Origin of the sequence: Haloarcula sp. Atlit-120R (assembly GCF_003665885.1) — an archaeon.
In the GTDB taxonomy this organism is placed as follows: domain Archaea; phylum Halobacteriota; class Halobacteria; order Halobacteriales; family Haloarculaceae; genus Haloarcula; species Haloarcula taiwanensis.
The window spans coordinates 56,587-73,229 of record NZ_QPLN01000007.1 but is presented as its reverse complement, the minus strand read 5'-3'; the positions used below and the strand labels follow the sequence as shown (position 1 = coordinate 73,229).

Below are 16,643 nucleotides of genomic sequence, written 5' to 3'. Positions count from 1 at the left end.
TGTCTTCTGTTCCCTGTTGACAGGATATAATACCCCGCGGTTCTCCGTTGAGCTCCTACTGATTGAGGTGAAAAGTCGAGCTAATAATGGCACGAAGTACTTATGGATCCCCTCCGGACGCAACGTATGGGCCTATTTGAGACCCTCTTTAGCTCATCCACCGGTGATTCTGTCCCGCAGGCACAGCAGCCAGGTCAACACGAAATTTTCCCAGAGGAGAAATATACCGTCGCTTACGCTGTAGCTGCCCGGTCTGAGGAACTTCAAGCGTTGGAACAACTTCTGGAAGCTGACCAGAACTCTCCCACTGCTTTAGAAGCAGAGCCCTTCCTCCGGGATATAATTGAGGATATGGAGCATGACCGAGACTATTCTCTTCGCCTTCGCACATCCGGGGAGGAGCTCGTAGACGATATCCGTGAACTCATAGAGCATTGGGACAATCAGGTAGATGAGCAGATAGGGACGATTTGGTGGCCTATCGGAGCAGATACGACGTTCAGGTTGTACCTCCATTATTTGGAACTCCGTGCTGATGCGGAGGACGACAAATTTTCGTTCCCGGAGTCCGCTGGTCAGGTTCATACTCTCGTCCAGCGTGGTCTTAGTGCAATGGACGATGATGACGACTCGAAGCTCGCTGTAGTCCACAAGCGAGACATTCCATGGGAAGAACCAGCTGAGGACAGCTGATCCAGTTCGCTCCTTTGCAAAGAGACCGATTAATTGTATCCAGTATCAAAACCCAGCTATGGTAGAAATCTCAGACTCTCTGTGTTCGCTGTTCACTGCGAAAATTAAGGAGGAGGATGGCACATTCGTCATCGAGATTCCTCCGAGTGAGATCAAGCATGGGGCGCTGACTGTTGATGAAACGTACCGCATCGCTCTTCTTGATTCATCCTCCGAAGCTGAATCAACATCTCCACAGAGCCCACGGCATCCCTCCTCTCAGGGGAGCACGAGCAACGATTCATCTGGTCCTCCTGTTGATGAGGGAGAAGTGCGCGACGTGACAATCGAAACCGTCGGTGATCAAGGAGACGGAATTGCGAAAGTCGAACGGGGGTACGTCGTGATCGTTCCCGGCGCTCAACCCGGCGACGAGCCAACAGTCGAAATCGAACAAGTTCAGGAGAACGTCGCGTTTGCGAGCATCGTCGGTAGCGATCCGCGAGCACTCTAACCCATTGTCCCTTCTGTGGATCGGTCTTCTTCTCGGTAAACCATCGGTGTGAGAAGGCTCCGTTCGAGTTTGTCTGATGGAGGTGGTTCTGAAAGTTACGTCACGTTTTCTTCACGCGTTCGCGATGGCACAACCTTCCAAGGCCGAAATTCAATCTATGACAAAGGAACCGATTGAGGTACTCGATGACCTGGCCGACCAAGTCGCAGATGAGTTCGAGGCGTATAGACAGCCGGACGAATTCAACGATGTCTCGCTCGTGATCGAGAACAGCGACGAGGAGCGTCCGACGCTGATCGTTCACGTCGATAGGGAGGATGCGGAGTTCCTTGTCGATCGTATTGAGGAGTTCCTCCGCGAGCACGGTGCTCGTACTGAACGGGAACGACACTCAGCTACGGATGTCCGTGTGTTAGCGACGGTCGACTGACACCGCCCCTCCGATTTTTTTTGACTGACTGCAAGCACCGCTGAAGTCCCTATCTTCACTTCCGATCAAGGGAGTCCCGACCGCTTCAGCTCAGGTAGTCAATCTGTGTAGACAGATACTCTTGGAGAGCGGTGACCGTTTCTTCTGAGACAGCTGAGGCCCCGAAGTCACTCCGAAATCCGTGTTTGAGTTCGTCACTCTCCAAGATCTCCAGACCACGCTCAAGTTGCTCCCGGAGCTCATCGTCGTCCCCTCGCCGCAGGTGGGGTGTGACAGCGTCGAGGTCGATCTCTTCAGCCACTGCCAAGACGTCCCGAAGGTCCGTTTCTCGGCCGCTGTGGAGCTTTGCAGCCACGAGGACTGCCCCATCGATGACTCTAGCCGTCGTCGTCACTGTGCCCCCGCTCACCTCCTGTTGGTGGCTGTGGTCGTACAGGTAGTCGAACGACCACTGTGCCTCGGTCTGACGACACCCGAGCCCGTTCACCAAGAGGTCGAAGCCGATCGGCTGTTGCGGCGTGAGCCGCTTTTCGTACTCGATCACCTCTGTATCGTAGAACCACTCCTTGGCGTGGCTGTCCGTTTCCTCGAAGTTCCGACGTTTGAGGAATTCGACGAAGTCAGCTTTGGAGTCCGGCGCGACGACGATATCGAGATCCGTGGAGAAGCGAGCATTGAAGGCTGAGACTGCGTAGCCACCGACGAGAACGTACTCGTGGCCTTCTTGGGTGAGCTCTTCAAGCAGTTCGATGAGTGCGTCACTTCGATTGTTGAAGCTCATGGCTGTGCCCGTTCCATCTCTCGATACGTGACGCCGAGATCGAGGTCCTCGTACATCCGGTCGAGCATTGCCAACGCCGACTGGAACTGAGCGTAGTTCTCGCGCATATACTCGATTGTCTCTGCTCTCGGAATCACCGGGTATCCCTCGACGTATTCGATGTCGAGTGACGGGCGTGGCTCGAGGACGATCTGCAGCGGTCGGTCCAGCTCATCTCGGGGCTGTCGTTCGAATCCGGTCGGGAGGTCGAACGATTCGAAAAACGTCTCCCAGGCGTCGACGTCCTGCTCACGAACAGCGAGGAATAGTGGATAGTCGTCGGGCTCGCGACCGACCTGGTAGCCGCCCTGAGTCCACACGTAGACGGCGTCGATCCGCGTGAACGCGAACGGCCAGTCACCGAACTGCGGGATGACGTAGGCCTCCTCGATGGATGGTGGACTGACGCCGGCGCTGGCAGCAACGAGCTCGAGTGCTGAGTCGCGTACGCGCTCGTCGACGACAGTGAGGCCGTCGTCATAGGAAACGTAGCCTGCGTCTTCCAGCCGATTGACGGCCTGTCTCACCGTCTCGTACGGTGTGTGGAGGTGTTGGGCGACACGGCGGATGGAGTCACCACTCTCGATAGCGAGGATGACCTGCGCCGCGGTGTCGTCGAGAACCTCGTACATCTGGTAGTTACCAATAATCCGGTAACAGTTAAAAGTCTTACTAGAGGACGGGGTAGAACGGCTCTGTCTGAGTTCTATTACTCAGGACTCTCCTATTGAATGACTGAAGAATGTAGATCTCATAGCCAATCTGCATAATGTGGATAATGTAGATAATGCAAATTGGGCTTCTTCAATTGGTTCGTGTGGGTGGCAAAGATTGCGATGAATACGTATGAAATGCTGATAATCTAAATTATGTAGATTGCGTAGAGTCGACGGTGATTTTGACAATTGAGATTGTGCCAACAATCTACGTAATGTACAAAATGTAGATTGTGTGGATGGCGTCCGCAATCTGTCTGACACAGAATTAAGGTGGACGAGCTTCATTGACCGCGTATGACCAGTACGAAACTTACATTATCGACAAAACTCGCGCAACCTTCAACATCTACCCAATGTACATTACCTACAAAATGTACAAAATCCGCTGCTTACGGGGGTGCTGAGCTATGAGTGCTGACGAGTTTGAAGGGCTCCCCGGAGCAGCTGTCTCGTTGCTCAAGGGAGGGGTAGGGAAATCCACGATCGCGCTCAACATCGCTGATCGACTCGCTGCTCGTGGCCATGAGACGGTACTATTGGATCTGGATAAGGACGGACACATGACGACCCAGTTGGGATACGACGATGCGTACGACCGAGATGCGAACCTCGGTGACGCCCTTATCGATGGTGAGGACCCCGAAGACCTGCTTATCGAGACGGACTTCGGCGTTCACCTCCTCCCGTCGAGTAACGAGCTCGAGAATGTTGAGACGAGGCTGAAGGACGAACGGTTCGCAGACGTGAAGCTTCGACGGAACGTTGTCGATCCGCTCATTCAAAACGGATACGACTACGTGATAATTGATGCCGCAGGCGGCCGTGGGAAACTCTCCGACAACGCCCTCATCGCCGTCCAGCGCGTCATAATCCCGCTCATCCCGCGTGCTGGCTCGATCAACGGCCTCAATAAGATGATTGAACGCCAGATCTCCCCAATCCGGCAGAATATCGGGTTGGATATCCTCGCAGTCACTCCGAATATGATTCGCGAAACAATGGGACAACGCAACGAGCATCGGACTCTCGTTGAAAATCTCAACCGGGAGTTCGGTTCATTCGTCCCCGAGTACGCTCGTGTGGACCCGGAGATCTTCGATGCCCTCAATGATTCGGGACGCACCATCGATAGTATTCCGAAGCCAGGGATTCGCGAACGGACCGCGATTTCTCGCGCGTTCAAGCAAGGAATGCCGGTCTCGGAGTTCGACGAAGATTGCGACCAGATCCCGAATTTCGACCACTTAGCGGACCTCGTGGAGGAACACAGCCATGCCTAATGAGGACGACCGTTTCGGGGACGTCGCTGAACAGCTCAAACAAACGGAGGACGGAGCTGAATCGGACGACGACGAACGTACTGACACCCAGGATGAACCGCAACCAGATGAAGAGATAACTACTGAGGACACAGAGTCGGAGACTGAGTCCATTCCTGAGCAGGATGAGGAGGATGTGGACGAATCCACCGGTGGACCGGCCTTCTCCTTTGATGAGACCGATATGCACGGCTTCTATGTCCGGGAGGACACGTGGGATGGCGTCACCCGGATGCGATCATCGGTAACTGCTGCGTGCTCTATGTTTGATGTTCCCGAGTTTGAGGGAAGAGAGTTTCAAGATGCGTGTCTCCGGGTAATTGCGGATCACGGTGATGAGGTTGCCCTCCAGATCCTCCGGGAGCGTGGTATCGAAGCCGATGAGGAACGTGTTCAGGAAGTTGTTGAGATGCTGAGCGAGCAAGCTACGAACGACTAACATTGGATTTGGCTGATTTTCCTCACCATTCAAATTTCGTGCGCATTGTACATTATGCAGATTGTGTAGCAAGCTATCTGCTTGCAGTCTCGCGATTATTCTCAGAACCGGGTCCGAACGGCGGTCGCGCAGTAGTTGAGACTGATCGTCTCAATGCATACGATCGTAAAAGTCTCAACGTGACATAGAACTTCGCTCTTGTGTAGAGGATTGTTGGTCGTGGTAAGGACGAATTGATTCGGGACCCTTGACCGCCGGGTGTAGCTTGTGACGACCGAGATCAGACTATTCAGTATCCGAACAAGGGCTGTCACGAAATCACCAGACGGCTCTCCACCAACAATCGATTACCCAAGAGCGTCGGTCGAACTTGTGAACAAGACAGGGGGCGGTGAGTTCGCGGAATTGCTTCCACCAACACCAAGAACGGACGAATGCGTCGTACTGAGTGCGGGCAACAATAAAACGAGATGTGATCAGGCCACTTCGTCGGGATGCCAGCGCTCTAGGTGATTGGCGTGGGTGTCGAGATAGCCTTCCGGCCCGAAGTGCGCATCGTAGTAGTCCGTATCGAGATGCTGTGCTTGCACGAGCGGCCGCATTAGGATCGTCGGGACCGTGGCCGGGAACTTTCCGTATGTGTCGTAGATGTACTGGGCCATCTCGCCCACTGCATCCACGAACTCGTCCGAATATTCTCCTGCTGTCTCCATGACCTCCTTTGGATACGGACCAGGCGGTGCCGGATCGTAGGTGCCACCGTCGCCGAACTTCTTCTCGACGAGGGATGCTGCCGCAGCATGCATGTCAGAATGATACGGTGGACAGACACTCTCGTAGTAGTCATCCAGTCCGATCGGGTTGGGGACGGCCCAGTCGTCGCTGCGTTGGAACCGGAAGCCGAGTCCAGGCACACCTTGGTCCGCGAACGCCCCCATGAGGCTCGGCGGAAACATGCCAGTGAACATCCACCCGCCCAAACCAATCGCCTGCAAGGACAGCACGATGTTGTGGCCCATAATCCCGAGTTCCGCCGCGTTCGTCACCAGCGCGTACTGTTCCAGTTCTGTCAGCGGATATTTCCGTTCGGGATTGAGGAGTCCAGATTCGAAGTACGTATCTAACTCTCCGGCATAGCGGCCCGCCCGGTCGTCGTACACCGTGATGCCATTGCGAGCGATCATAATAATGAACGACAGCAGTTGCTCGCCCACATCGGCAACGGGCATGAACAACGTGGATCCCTCTACGTTGGCGTCCCAGAGGTTATGGCCACTGATGTGCGGTGATTTTCGGGGGATGTCGAGTCGCGCGTCCTGCAGTGTGGTTGTGTGAGCCCGGCAGACACGGAGCAAGTCCTCGACATCGTCTACTGTCCGCCGATACTCGCCCCCTTCGGGGTCGATGTCCCGAGTGCTCACGAAATAGACGCCGTCGTCGTCGGTGTAAAACAGTTCCACGGTCCCGATGCCGGCCGCTGTCGGAGTGGGGCGGCCAGTAAATCGGAGCGAGTACGTCGAAAGACCGTCTTCGGCATTGGCGTACGGGATCCCGAAATGCCAACCAGAAATGCCTACCGCCGAAGCGATGAGCAATGATTGCTCCAGTTCAGACAACGGAAGGGGATCTTTCTCCGATTTGTACTGGAGGGGGCCATCCGGAATTTCACCGCCGAACCCGAATCGGCGTGCGCGTCGTCCGAACAGGGCTTCGAACAAGGGGAACTCCCAGACGTCTGCTAACAGTTTCTCTGTCTCTCCGGACAATCCTTCCTCGTCGAGTGTTTTGTCGCCCGGTTCACGGACGAACGCGAGCACTTCGTCGATGACGAGTTCTGGGGCGGTATTCATCGCAGCGTGCGCCTGCCCCTCAAGGATGACGATCCGGCTGTTCGGAAGTGCGTCGTTGAGCACGTTCGTTGCGTCCCTGAGAAATGGAGCGCTCTCGCTCCCGGCCAACAGTAACGTCGGGGTGGTTAACCCTGAAAACCGCGTAGCGTCGAACTCGTATCCCTTCCGCGCCCGTTCCTCCCGGATGGCTGTATGTGCAGCGTCCACTCGGGTCGGCCAGTTCGGTGCCGACCGAAGCGCGTCGAGTTCCGCCGTGGGAACCCGGGGGATCTCCCGGAAGAACTTGATGAGTGCCTGCTCGTTCTCACCGTTGTCCACGAGGGCCGCCATCTCGTCGAGAATGTCCTCGGTGTCGGGGTCGTGGTCGCTGACCGGCAGTGGCGGTTCATACAGGATGAGTCCCCGCAGATTGTCGGTTCGCAAGGCCGCCTCCAGCGAGCAGATCGCCCCGAAGGAATGGCCGAACAGTATCACGGGCTCGTCGATCAACTCGACGACCGCTACCACGTCCTCGACCTCCCGTCCTAGCGCGTACTCGTCGGCATCACCGCTCTTTCCACGGCCACGGCGGTCCATAGCGTAGACCGTGAAGTGGTCTTCCAAGGCAGGACGAATCGGTTCCCACCGCGTGTGGTCGGCGGTCGTCCCGTGGACGAGCACCAGTGGTGGCCCGCTCCCGGCACGTTCGTAGGCGATCTCGGTGTCGTCGGCCGACATCACTGTCTCGAGTTTCGGCGTCATGGTCACAACGGTCACCTCGTCTCCCGGAGGAACGAGAGCACCTCGTCGACGAACAGCTCCGGCGCCGTGTTCATCGCGACGTGTCCCTGTCCCTCGAGGACCGCTATCCGACTGTTCGGGAGCGCCTCGTGAATCGCCTCCGTCGATTCTTTGGCCCACTTCGGGCTCTCGCCGCCGAGCAGCAGCAGCGTTGGCGTGGTCATCTCCGCAAAACGGCTCGGGTTCCACTCATAGTCGAACGGGGCCCGCTCCTCGCGTGGCAGCGTATGGGCCGCGTCCACGCGGCCCTGCCAGCTCGGGGCCGAGCGGAGCTCCTTGAGCTGTTCCTCCGGGAGTTCCAGGAGGTCGCGCATGAACACGACGAGCGCCGCTTCATCCTTGCCCGCCTCCAGTAGCGCCTCCATCTCGGACACCGTCTCCTCGGAGAAGAGTTCCGGCCCGACGATCTCCCAGGGAACCGGCGGCTCATAGAGGATCAGCGACCGGAGGTTCTCGGTCAGGAGGGATGCCTCCAGGGCACAGATAGCACCGTAGGAGTGGCCGAGCAGGTGCACAGGCTCGTCGATGGAGTGGACGACCGCAGCGACGTCCTCGTACTCCCGTTTCAGGTCGTACTCCGGGGCGTCGCCGCTTCCTCCACGGCCGCGACGGTCCATCACATAGACGGTGTGGTGCTCTGCGAGCACGGATCGAACGTCGCCCAGCTCCCAGCGCGTATGGTCCCCGGCAGTACCGTGGACCAGCACGAGCGGCGGTCCGTTCCCCGTTCTTTCGTAGGCGATGGGTGTTCCATCTCCTGAAGCGACTGTTTCCATTGTTCTTTGACGTTTGAGTAGGTCCCCGAGCTATATCAGCCTACCACACGCTATAGGGTCATGAATAAGAGAGTCAGTGAAACTGCGAGACATGTATCCTTTACTGATCAATGGCCGAGGATTGGTGGGAAGCCCAGGAACGGGGTGGAACCGTCATTATGGAGACGATTGGCGAGGTACTTCGAACTGATATTCAGGACGTGGTGACTAGCGAGAACACGATCAGGGCGTGTTTGGTTGTGAGATTCGACAACGGGCTCGTCGAGATCGTTCGACGGCTGATGGCTACCGGATTGCTGTTACGAGACGATTCCGAGAGTACTGGAGAGTGAGTAGCTTTCGGCAGCTCAGTCAGGATACCATCTCATTACTCTTGTGCGGAAGAAACGTCTCTAATGGCTTCGACTGCCGTCTCCCGACGCGATGTGTTCCGTTCGATTGCAACAACGGAGTATCTCGACTGGCCGGCGTACGACTCGACCCCGCTGTACGAGCAGAGTTCACTGACAGCGCTTACTGAAGACTTCCGTACTGTCTCGAGGTTCTGGTTCGAGCACCCCAATCACGATTCGGTCGAAGCGTTCGTCTGTCAGTATCCACTTTCCTACGTAGAGTTCAATCCCCACGACCAGTACTCCGGTCCGACTCGATACGAGATGCCACAGCTCTTCAGAGCGTTCCTACTGAAAGAGATGTACGGCTGGGACCACGAAACAGCGCTCGTCGACTATCTCCGGCAACACCTAGAAACCCGTCGCTCGCTCGGGTTCGATGCCATTCCCGACCAGTCGACACTCTGGCGCAGTTGGAACAACCGCTTCAGCGCCGACCTCCGGGAGACTGTCGAGAGAACGGCTCAGACGATCCTCGTCAAGGCACAGAACGCCAGTGTTGCGGTTCCTCGTGCCCCGGAACGGAAGCTCCAGTACCATGACGACGAGTCTGGGGAGACCGATCCGGACGACCGGACTGTTTTGGAAGAAGCAGCGAAGATCAGCGATCACGTCAGTCGCGTCGTCTTTCCCGCATTCTCGCTGGACCGTGGCGAGAGCTGTGAGATCCACGAGAACGCCTACTGGGGCCTGCAGACATATCTCGGACTTCGCGAGCGGCTGGCTGCGAACGAGGGAGCGCGCAGTTTTGTCTACGAATCGACTCGGGATCGGACGCCGCTGGGGCACGCCCATCGCGAGCACATCCGCGATCTCTCGATTGACCAAGTGCGAGAGATGTACCGGCAGGCCATCACTTGGCTCCTGAACGAAGTTGCGGAGACAGAGCAGTTCTTTCGAGCCGGAATCGTCGCGATCGACATTACCGAAGCTGACCCGTTCACCGGCGATAGAACGGGCTACGAAGACGAGATCATCGGGACGAAGGAGAAGACCGACGAGTACGCTTACCAGTGGGCGACGTCCAGTTAGTCGGCAACGCCGTCCCGCTGGTCCTCGATGCTCGCCCGGTACGGAAAGGCGAGTCACGACTGGAAATCGTCGAGGACTTGCTCGATTCGGCTGAGGACCTCGTCCATGTCGATAACGTCCTGATGGACCGGGAGTTCGATAGCCAGCACGTCTTGGAGATGATCAGCCAGCGCGGGCTCTCCTATGTCGTTCCCAAGCGGATGCAGACCAGCGAGAAAGCCCAGGCTAAGCGATTGCTTCGACGTGATCAAGATCGGTATGAAACCGACCGGAAGCTCCACCTCGGCAAGAACGAGTGGCACGAGACGACGCTGATTTACCGGCGGAAAGAAGATTCCGAGCACGACGACCATCGACAGTACTCGGTGTTCATGACGAATTGCGGGAGTGGTCACCTCACGGAGTATGGCTACAGGTGGGAAATCGAGAGCGGCTACAGATCGATAAAGCGATTCATGGCCGCCACTACGTCGAAGGATTTCGGGCTTCGCTTCTTCTACTTCGCGTTTGCGTGTCTGTTGTACTCGATCTGGCGGGCAGTCGATCTACTCGTGCAGGTGGAGTTGACTGGTGAGTACGAGCATTCGCCGATCGTAACAGCCGACAATACACTGACACTGCTGAAGAAAGAGACTGGTATCGGGTAGAGAGACACTCAATCTGGGTTAGCGCGGCATCTGAGTGGCGACACTATCCGAGGTATCGGAAATGCTCCGAATTAGTTTCTAATTCAACAATAATTCCCGTTTGGAGAGGGATCTGCAGCAGGTTCCGCTCGTCGATTCAGCTGAAACTACGCATCACAGCCCCGCTAAGCCCACTGTAGTCTCAACTTCCCCGGTCGCGCTGAAGTTGAGACTAGCGCTCTCAATGCATGAGCGTCCGACAAAGCAGTCGTTCTCGTCGATTAGTCGAACAATGTTACTCGGTTAATCAAAAGAATATTTGATGTGAGAATGTGGGGGATACAGGACTGTTGGTGCCGTAGATGTCCATATGAGCGAGGAAGTCGCGGCGACGTCTTTTGAAGCGTGTCTCGAGGCATTAGGCCACGTTGAGCGTCGTCGGCTGCTTCTCTCGTTGCTGAATGGCACTTCCGACGAGGACCGGGCTGTCACCCTCGACCAACTCGATTCGGATGCTGAAGACGAAACTCTGAATCTGTCTATGCACCACGTACATCTCCCAAAACTGGAGGAGTCCGGATTCATCGATGCTAACCGACAAGAACACTTTGTGACGAGGGGGCCTCGGTTCAACGAGATCCAGCCACTCCTCGAACTACTCGACAACAATCGAGGACAGCTCCCTGACGGATGGGTGTGACCGACTGAACGGACCGTCTCCGCGTCGCCGTGGCGCTGTCGTACATGGCCGTGAAGTCGCAGCCAGATCGAGACGCTTTGTCGATTCCGCTATTTGAACGGGTGCTAGTCTGCCTGTGGGTCACGTTGCGGAATGAGCCCCTGGGAGAGTAACCGACGTGCAATCACAATGAGGCCGTTCCGGAACCCCCCGCCAAAGACGGCTTGTTCCTCCTGTGTCTCAGGGACGAGCGTGCTGACGAGGATCGCCGACCGGTCGACGAGGAGGAGTCGGCCGATAGCGAGATCGTCATCGGCGGTACCTGCCGTGCGGAGCCAGCCCAGTCCCGACAGGAACGTCGTCGCTCGCGGAACGGCGTCGTGAATCTGCTCTTCGAGCTCTTCTGTGACCGCACCGATGAGCAGGTCGACGCTCTCGTCGAGCCCGGTGAGGCTCTCGACCAGCTCGTCGGTCAACAGCGTCTCGTCGCCGATGACCAACACCACCTCTTCGCTCGCGTCCCTGATGAGCGTGTTCAAGCGGTTTGCAATCGCGTCTGTCCCCGACATACTCCATACTTCCTGGACTTCCTCTTCCTCATCGGCGTCGATCTTCTCGGCGTCCTCGAGTGCCGCTGCGAGCCGTTCGACGCGGGCCTCGTACTGGTCCCGGAGCGTTTCGGTCGCCTCCTCGAGTGAGACGGCGCGAAATCGCTGTGGGCTCGAATGCTGGGTCACGACGAGGCCCTGCGCTTCCAGCATTCGAACCGCGTCGTAGACGCGGGTCCGCGGCACGTCGGTGATTTCGCTGAGCTGTTTCGCGGTGCCCGTCGAGAGGCGTGACAGTCCCACGAAACACTTCGCTTCGTATTCTTTTAACCCGAGTTGCTGGAGTACCTCGACCGCTTCGTCTAATGTGTCATCTGTGCTCATGTGTCCCAACTCACAACCCGGCGGAACCCGGGCCTTCTCAACAACTCGTTGCCCCGGGTGGATAGGCGTTGTCACTACTGGACGTAATCCCAACCGTCGAGCGAGAACCGAATCGCCAGAGAGACGCTTAGCCAGAGCCCTGCGTACTCTCCGGATAGAAGGTGTAATTCGCGCACTCACAAATATCTAAAATCATTTTTGCGTACTGTACAGGACTCTATGACACACTCAAGATTTTCACCCATTTAATCACAATACTATTATGACCACCGAGTCGGTACCGTACAATCCGGCACGCGACTCGGAACTTGTGTCCCAACCACAACCCGATGCGTGCCGGCCCCGGCCACCTTCCGTGGCTGGGTTCGATACTGCAGAGACTTGAACCATGGATACCGACCCCGTCGATGATCCCCGTGCTGCGGCTATCGAGCAACTCGAACAGTTCGGCCTGAGTGCTTACGCAGCACGGACGTTCGTCGCGCTCGTGACGCTCGGGACGGGTACCGCAAAAGACGTGAGCCAGGTCTCGGATGTCCCCCGGACCCGCGTCTACGACGCGATAGACGAGTTACACGGTCGAGGGCTCGTCGACGTTCAGCAGTCTTCACCCAAGGAGTTCTGGGCGATTTCGGCCGAAACCACTGGTCGGAAGTTCGAACAGGAGATGGACCACCGGACGTCGGTCCTGACGATGGCGTTGGATGAACTCGAACCGGTCCAGCGCAGCGAGGAACAACGTGGCGTCTGGACGGTCGACAGTCAGGGGGCGGTCACCGATCGCGTGCTGGATTTCATCGACGGGGCAGACGACGAGATCGTCTATATGACCGTCGAGGACGTGCTCACTGAGGATATCCTCGACGCATTAGGTGCTGCAGCAGAACGAAACGTAAGGATCAGCCTCGGCGGCGTTTCCGACGGCGTCCAAGAACGCATCCAAGACGAGATTCCGGGAGCGGAGCTGTTCGACTCCCTGTGGGTCTGGTCGGACACGCCGGCAGGGCGCCTTATGGTGGTCGACGGAACACAGACGCTCGTGAGCGTGCTCGTCAACGGCGAGGATGCAGCGCCCACCGATCCGCGGTCGGAAACCGCAATCTGGGGCGCAGGACAGACGAACAGTCTCGTCGTCGTGCTGAAAGCGATCTTCACGTGGCGGTTGGAGAACACCGATACCACCGGGGACCAATCAGAGTAATGACTTACTTCTCAGCGTACGAAAGAGGTGAAGCGTATGACTGACGAGTCTGAGCGTTCATCTGCTGATGAACAGGATGTGACAACTGAACCTGTTCGCGCCCAGTACGAGTGGTCGTCGACAGCCCCTTCGACGGCGGTCATCGAAACAGTCGCGATCGCTGTCAATCGCGCGCCGACGACTCTCGAGCCACTGTACGAATCGCTTGACCCGGATGCATTGGATACCCTTCTTCGGCCGACTGGCTCCGCATCCTCGGATGTGGAGACCGTCACGGTCTCATTCAACTTTGCTGACTGGCAGGTGACTGTACACAGTCGTGGCGATGTGATTGTCCGTGCGAACTCGGACGAACGCTAACAGCAGGCAGTACAGGTGGTCGCTGTATCGCTTGGTCCAGCGTTACTGAAGTCCGATGTGAGTGACGCTACAACCAGTCATCAGGGAGTTCGTTTTCATGGTCACGGAGCAGTTCGAGTAAGGGTCTGATCTCCTCGAAGTTTGGCCCTTTTGTGACTTCGTTTGCCTCCTCATCCCAGTTGATAAAACCGTATTCGACAAGTTTCGGGAGGTGAACGTGTCTCATCTGGACGAGTTGCTCGACCGCGTCGTCGGCAGAGTCGTCATTGCCGACTGGTAACTCATCTTGGGGATTCTCCTCTAACAGCGCGAGCAAGAGTGTGCGTCGGTGAGTGTCGGCTACTGCCGCCAGCATTTCGTCGAATGAAGACGTCTTGCCCACCTGTGTCATACATCCACTTGGTTCCGAACGCGGATAACCCCTGCACGTTTTCATCCCACTGTCGTTTTTGAGGAAGTGGGTGACACTGACGAAACGGAAGCCGCCACTCCAGAGTTACGCACCAAACTGTGCAACGCGCAGGACGACGGCGATATTCGACCGGATCTATCGATGCGGCTGGTCGCGGAGTGTTGACCGGACCTGTGTGACCTCGGTGTTACAGGTTCCGCATGTTTCCTTTGCGTGAGCGATATATACGGCTTCACAGGAGGGACACCGGAACAGACGCGAGGATGTCTGCTGCTCAGGTGAGGTTCCGTTCTTATCAATGGAGCCAGTCTGTGGTGTGGTCGCTGTGTGCCCTCCGTCCGTAGAATCTCCTCGAAGGCGTGTAATCTTGTTCTTAATCTGTCCAAACACTGGTTAGAGCAAGTCGTGGAACTGGCATATATCCCGACGAATTTCATCTATCTTCGGTTTTTGATTAACTGAATTACAGTCCGTGCCTCGTCGCGTCCCAGTATTCGACGTTTCGGCGACAGTCATCAAGACGATTCCTTGGGAACCTCTCAACTACCGGCATGAATGACTACGAGTTGTAACGCTCGTCGAACCGTTTTCCGACAGATCGCTCAGCGAACCTACACGGACTGGCCAGCATACAGTTCGACGCCATTGTACGACCGAAGCTCGCTGGACGGGCTGGAGTCCGATATCCGGACAGTCTCGCAGACCTGGTTCAGGCACGACCGCCACGAGTCGGTCGAGAACTTCACCTGCTCACTTCCGCTGGCGTATTTCAACTTCGACACGCACGACCGCTACGCGGGCCCGACTCGCTACGAGACGGAGACGCTCTTTCGCGTGTTCGTCCTGAAAGAGTGCCACGGCTGGGATCATGAGACAGCCCTCATTGAGTATCTGGATCGGCGCCCAGAGCTCTGCGAGCAGTTGGGGCTGGAGACAGTGCCGAATCAATCGACGCTGTGGCGAAGCTGGCACAACCGGTTCACTGCCGAGTTTCGCGGTACAGTCGAGACAGCTGCACGGACCATCCTCATCAAAGCCCAGAACGCGGGTGTCGCTGTTCCGCGCGAACCAGACCGAAACCTTCCATCTCATGGTGACGAAGCGGACGAATCAGACCAAACCGATCACAGTGTCCTCGACGAAGCGGCAACGATTACGGAGCACGTCAGTCGCGTTGTCTTCCCGGCATTCTCGCTGGATCGAGGTGAGGGCTGTGAGATACACGAGAACGCGTACTGGGGCTTGCAGACGTATCTCGGACTCCGTGAGAGACTGGCTGCGAACGAAGGCGCTCGTAGTTTCACCTACGAGTCGACTCGGGAGCGGACTCCGCTAGGTCACGCCCATCGCGAGCAGATTCGCGATCTCTCGATCGAACAGGTTCGCGAGATGTACCGACAGGCCGTCAACAGGCTCCTGAGCGAAGTCGCGGAGACAGAGGAGTTCTTCCGAGCCGGAATCATCGCCATCGATATCACCGAAGCTGACCCCTTCACCGGTGATAGAACGGGCCACAAAGACGAAATTATCGGGACGAAGGAGAAGACCGACGAGTACGCCTATCAGTGGGCCACCGTCCAGTTAGTAGGGAATGCCGTTCCGATCGTTCTAGACGCGCGGCCAGTTCGGAAGGGTGAGTCCCGCTTAGAAATCGTCAAGGATCTCTTGAATTCAGCCGAGGAGCTGGTACACGTCGATAACGTGCTGATGGACCGGGAGTTCGACAGCCAGCACGTCCTGGAGATGCTCAGCCAGCGCGGGCTCTCCTACGTAGTACCGAAACGGATGCAGACCAGCGAGAAAGCGCAGGCGAAGCGATTGCTCCAGCGCGACCAGGACCGATACGAGACCGACCGGAAGCTCCACCTCGGCAAGAATGAGTGGCACGAGACGAAGCTAATCTACCGTCGGAAAGAGGATTCCGAGCACGACGATCATCGGCAGTACTCGGTGTTCATGACGAATTGCGGGAGTGGTCACCTCACTGAATACGGGTATCGGTGGGAGATCGAGAGCGGCTACAGGTCGATCAAGCGGTTCATGGCCGCGACAACGTCGAAGGATTTCGGGTTGCGATTCTTCTATTTCGCGTTCGCCTGCTTGCTGTACTCGATTTGGCGAGCAGTGGACCTACTCGTGCAGGTCGAGTTGACTGGTGAGTATGAGCACGCGCCGGTCGTGACGGCCGATAACACACTGACGCTGCTGAAGAAGGAGACAGGGATCGGATAGTGAGGGTGCGCCACCCGCGTTAGCCCAGCGTCTGAGTGGCTACACTACCCGAAGTCTCGGAAACACTCCGAATTAGTTACCAACATAACAAGAACGCCCGTTGGGGGAGCGACCCAACCAGTTTCAGCTCGTCGATTCGACTGAAAGCACGCATCACAGGCCCGCTAAACCCGCTGTAGTCTCAACTTCAGGGCCTGAGATTTTGTATAGCGATATACGATATATAATATCCTGTGGTGCGGAATTCCGGGGGTAAGAGGCTCCAGATGCCGGTATTCTCCTGATGGGGCGAATACAGCAAGTGGTCCTGATTATGCCAATAATCACGACCAGTTTTTAGTACCCCGCCGCCGTCCGGTAAGCACAAATGCTGCAATCGGCTCAGAACGGCGCTTCCCCCGGGATAGAGCCGCCAAGACCAGGCTCCGTGTTTACTCTGGCTACCCACAGCTGAGATC

16 protein-coding genes and 1 pseudogene are annotated in these 16,643 nt (G+C 56.8%); 11 read left to right on the top strand and 6 right to left on the bottom strand.

Annotated elements, in window-relative coordinates; genetic code table 11:
• The first annotated feature begins 126 nt into the window (after window positions 1-126).
• From DVK01_RS18915 to DVK01_RS18905, 3 genes are all read left to right on the top strand, one after another.
• Window positions 127-693: a hypothetical protein gene (locus tag DVK01_RS18915; protein ID WP_233562810.1), complete on the top strand. Its 567-nt coding sequence runs from the start codon at window positions 127-129 to the stop codon at window positions 691-693.
• 58 nt (window positions 694-751) lie between these two features.
• A complete protein-coding gene (locus DVK01_RS18910) occupies window positions 752-1,186 on the top strand; it encodes a TRAM domain-containing protein (protein WP_121538186.1) in 435 nt (144 codons plus the stop codon).
• 157 nt (window positions 1,187-1,343) lie between these two features.
• On the top strand, window positions 1,344-1,616 hold the full coding sequence (locus DVK01_RS18905) for a hypothetical protein (protein WP_121538184.1): 273 nt from the start codon (window positions 1,344-1,346) through the stop codon (window positions 1,614-1,616).
• A gap of 85 nt (window positions 1,617-1,701) precedes the next feature.
• On the opposite strand, the gene DVK01_RS18900 is transcribed toward DVK01_RS18905, so the two are convergent.
• The gene (locus tag DVK01_RS18900) at window positions 1,702-2,397 is read right to left on the bottom strand and encodes a hypothetical protein (RefSeq protein ID WP_121538182.1); all 696 of its coding nucleotides are present in this window, start codon (window positions 2,395-2,397) and stop codon (window positions 1,702-1,704) included.
• Entirely contained in the window at window positions 2,394-3,068 is a 675-nt protein-coding gene (locus DVK01_RS18895; RefSeq protein WP_121538180.1) for a helix-turn-helix domain-containing protein, read from the bottom strand. Before DVK01_RS18895 ends, DVK01_RS18900 begins: the two co-directional genes overlap by 4 nt.
• 494 nt (window positions 3,069-3,562) lie before the next feature.
• Here DVK01_RS18895 and DVK01_RS18890 point away from each other — a divergent pair, with 494 nt between their 5' ends.
• Entirely contained in the window at window positions 3,563-4,435 is an 873-nt protein-coding gene (locus tag DVK01_RS18890) for a ParA family protein (RefSeq protein WP_121538178.1), read from the top strand.
• Window positions 4,428-4,913, top strand: coding sequence for a hypothetical protein (locus DVK01_RS18885; protein WP_121538176.1), 486 nt, complete (start codon window positions 4,428-4,430; stop codon window positions 4,911-4,913). The genes DVK01_RS18890 and DVK01_RS18885 overlap by 8 nt, the downstream gene beginning before the upstream one ends.
• Before the next feature lie 476 nt (window positions 4,914-5,389).
• Here DVK01_RS18885 and DVK01_RS18880 read toward each other — a convergent pair whose 3' ends face one another.
• Together DVK01_RS18880 and DVK01_RS18875 are read right to left on the bottom strand one after the other, a co-directional pair.
• Entirely contained in the window at window positions 5,390-7,504 is a 2,115-nt protein-coding gene (locus tag DVK01_RS18880; RefSeq protein WP_121538174.1) for an alpha/beta fold hydrolase, read from the bottom strand.
• 11 nt (window positions 7,505-7,515) lie between these two features.
• Window positions 7,516-8,319, bottom strand: a complete 804-nt coding sequence (locus tag DVK01_RS18875; protein ID WP_121538172.1) for an alpha/beta fold hydrolase — start codon at window positions 8,317-8,319, stop codon at window positions 7,516-7,518.
• 110 nt (window positions 8,320-8,429) lie between these two features.
• On the opposite strand from DVK01_RS18875, the gene DVK01_RS18870 reads away from it, so the two are divergent.
• The 3 genes and pseudogenes from DVK01_RS18870 (at window position 8,430) to DVK01_RS18860 (ending at window position 11,069) form a co-directional block, all read left to right on the top strand.
• On the top strand, window positions 8,430-8,651 hold the full coding sequence (locus DVK01_RS18870; RefSeq protein ID WP_121538170.1) for a hypothetical protein: 222 nt from the start codon (window positions 8,430-8,432) through the stop codon (window positions 8,649-8,651).
• 63 nt (window positions 8,652-8,714) lie between these two features.
• Window positions 8,715-10,390 (top strand): annotated as a pseudogene (locus tag DVK01_RS18865) (transposase).
• 349 nt (window positions 10,391-10,739) lie between these two features.
• A complete protein-coding gene (locus DVK01_RS18860) occupies window positions 10,740-11,069 on the top strand; it encodes a hypothetical protein (protein ID WP_121538168.1) in 330 nt (109 codons plus the stop codon).
• Between the two features lie 104 nt (window positions 11,070-11,173).
• Here the strand turns inward: DVK01_RS18860 and DVK01_RS18855 are convergent, their stop codons facing one another.
• Window positions 11,174-11,980, bottom strand: coding sequence for a TrmB family transcriptional regulator (locus DVK01_RS18855; protein ID WP_119712865.1), 807 nt, complete (start codon window positions 11,978-11,980; stop codon window positions 11,174-11,176).
• Window positions 11,981-12,368: 388 nt separating this feature from the next.
• Between DVK01_RS18855 and DVK01_RS18850 the strand changes: the two genes are divergently transcribed.
• On the top strand, window positions 12,369-13,181 hold the full coding sequence (locus DVK01_RS18850; protein WP_121538166.1) for a TrmB family transcriptional regulator: 813 nt from the start codon (window positions 12,369-12,371) through the stop codon (window positions 13,179-13,181).
• 36 nt (window positions 13,182-13,217) lie between these two features.
• Window positions 13,218-13,541: a HalOD1 output domain-containing protein gene (locus tag DVK01_RS18845; protein ID WP_121538165.1), complete on the top strand. Its 324-nt coding sequence runs from the start codon at window positions 13,218-13,220 to the stop codon at window positions 13,539-13,541.
• Window positions 13,542-13,608: 67 nt separating this feature from the next.
• Here DVK01_RS18845 and DVK01_RS18840 read toward each other — a convergent pair whose 3' ends face one another.
• Complete coding sequence (locus DVK01_RS18840; RefSeq protein ID WP_199708854.1) at window positions 13,609-13,932, bottom strand: hypothetical protein; 324 nt, start codon at window positions 13,930-13,932, stop codon at window positions 13,609-13,611.
• A gap of 576 nt (window positions 13,933-14,508) precedes the next feature.
• Between DVK01_RS18840 and DVK01_RS18835 the strand changes: the two genes are divergently transcribed.
• On the top strand, window positions 14,509-16,185 hold the full coding sequence (locus tag DVK01_RS18835) for a transposase (protein WP_121538163.1): 1,677 nt from the start codon (window positions 14,509-14,511) through the stop codon (window positions 16,183-16,185).
• Window positions 16,186-16,643: the final 458 nt, after the last annotated feature.

Excerpts from the sequence above, each read along its gene's own strand:
- DVK01_RS18885 (WP_121538176.1), top strand. The coding sequence starts at position 4,428 with ATGCCTAATGAGGACGACCGTTTCGGGGACGTCGCTGAACAGCTCAAA.
- DVK01_RS18840 (WP_199708854.1), bottom strand. The coding sequence starts at position 13,932 with ATGACACAGGTGGGCAAGACGTCTTCATTCGACGAAATGCTGGCGGCA.
- DVK01_RS18890 (WP_121538178.1), top strand. The coding sequence starts at position 3,563 with ATGAGTGCTGACGAGTTTGAAGGGCTCCCCGGAGCAGCTGTCTCGTTG.
- DVK01_RS18915 (WP_233562810.1), top strand. The coding sequence starts at position 127 with ATGGGCCTATTTGAGACCCTCTTTAGCTCATCCACCGGTGATTCTGTC.
- DVK01_RS18855 (WP_119712865.1), bottom strand. The coding sequence starts at position 11,980 with ATGAGCACAGATGACACATTAGACGAAGCGGTCGAGGTACTCCAGCAA.
- DVK01_RS18860 (WP_121538168.1), top strand. The coding sequence starts at position 10,740 with ATGAGCGAGGAAGTCGCGGCGACGTCTTTTGAAGCGTGTCTCGAGGCA.
- DVK01_RS18900 (WP_121538182.1), bottom strand. The coding sequence starts at position 2,397 with ATGAGCTTCAACAATCGAAGTGACGCACTCATCGAACTGCTTGAAGAG.
- DVK01_RS18895 (WP_121538180.1), bottom strand. The coding sequence starts at position 3,068 with ATGTACGAGGTTCTCGACGACACCGCGGCGCAGGTCATCCTCGCTATC.
- DVK01_RS18870 (WP_121538170.1), top strand. The coding sequence starts at position 8,430 with ATGGCCGAGGATTGGTGGGAAGCCCAGGAACGGGGTGGAACCGTCATT.
- DVK01_RS18905 (WP_121538184.1), top strand. The coding sequence starts at position 1,344 with ATGACAAAGGAACCGATTGAGGTACTCGATGACCTGGCCGACCAAGTC.
- DVK01_RS18910 (WP_121538186.1), top strand. The coding sequence starts at position 752 with ATGGTAGAAATCTCAGACTCTCTGTGTTCGCTGTTCACTGCGAAAATT.
- DVK01_RS18850 (WP_121538166.1), top strand. The coding sequence starts at position 12,369 with ATGGATACCGACCCCGTCGATGATCCCCGTGCTGCGGCTATCGAGCAA.
- DVK01_RS18835 (WP_121538163.1), top strand. The coding sequence starts at position 14,509 with ATGACTACGAGTTGTAACGCTCGTCGAACCGTTTTCCGACAGATCGCT.
- DVK01_RS18875 (WP_121538172.1), bottom strand. The coding sequence starts at position 8,319 with ATGGAAACAGTCGCTTCAGGAGATGGAACACCCATCGCCTACGAAAGA.
- DVK01_RS18845 (WP_121538165.1), top strand. The coding sequence starts at position 13,218 with ATGACTGACGAGTCTGAGCGTTCATCTGCTGATGAACAGGATGTGACA.
- DVK01_RS18880 (WP_121538174.1), bottom strand. The coding sequence starts at position 7,504 with ATGACGCCGAAACTCGAGACAGTGATGTCGGCCGACGACACCGAGATC.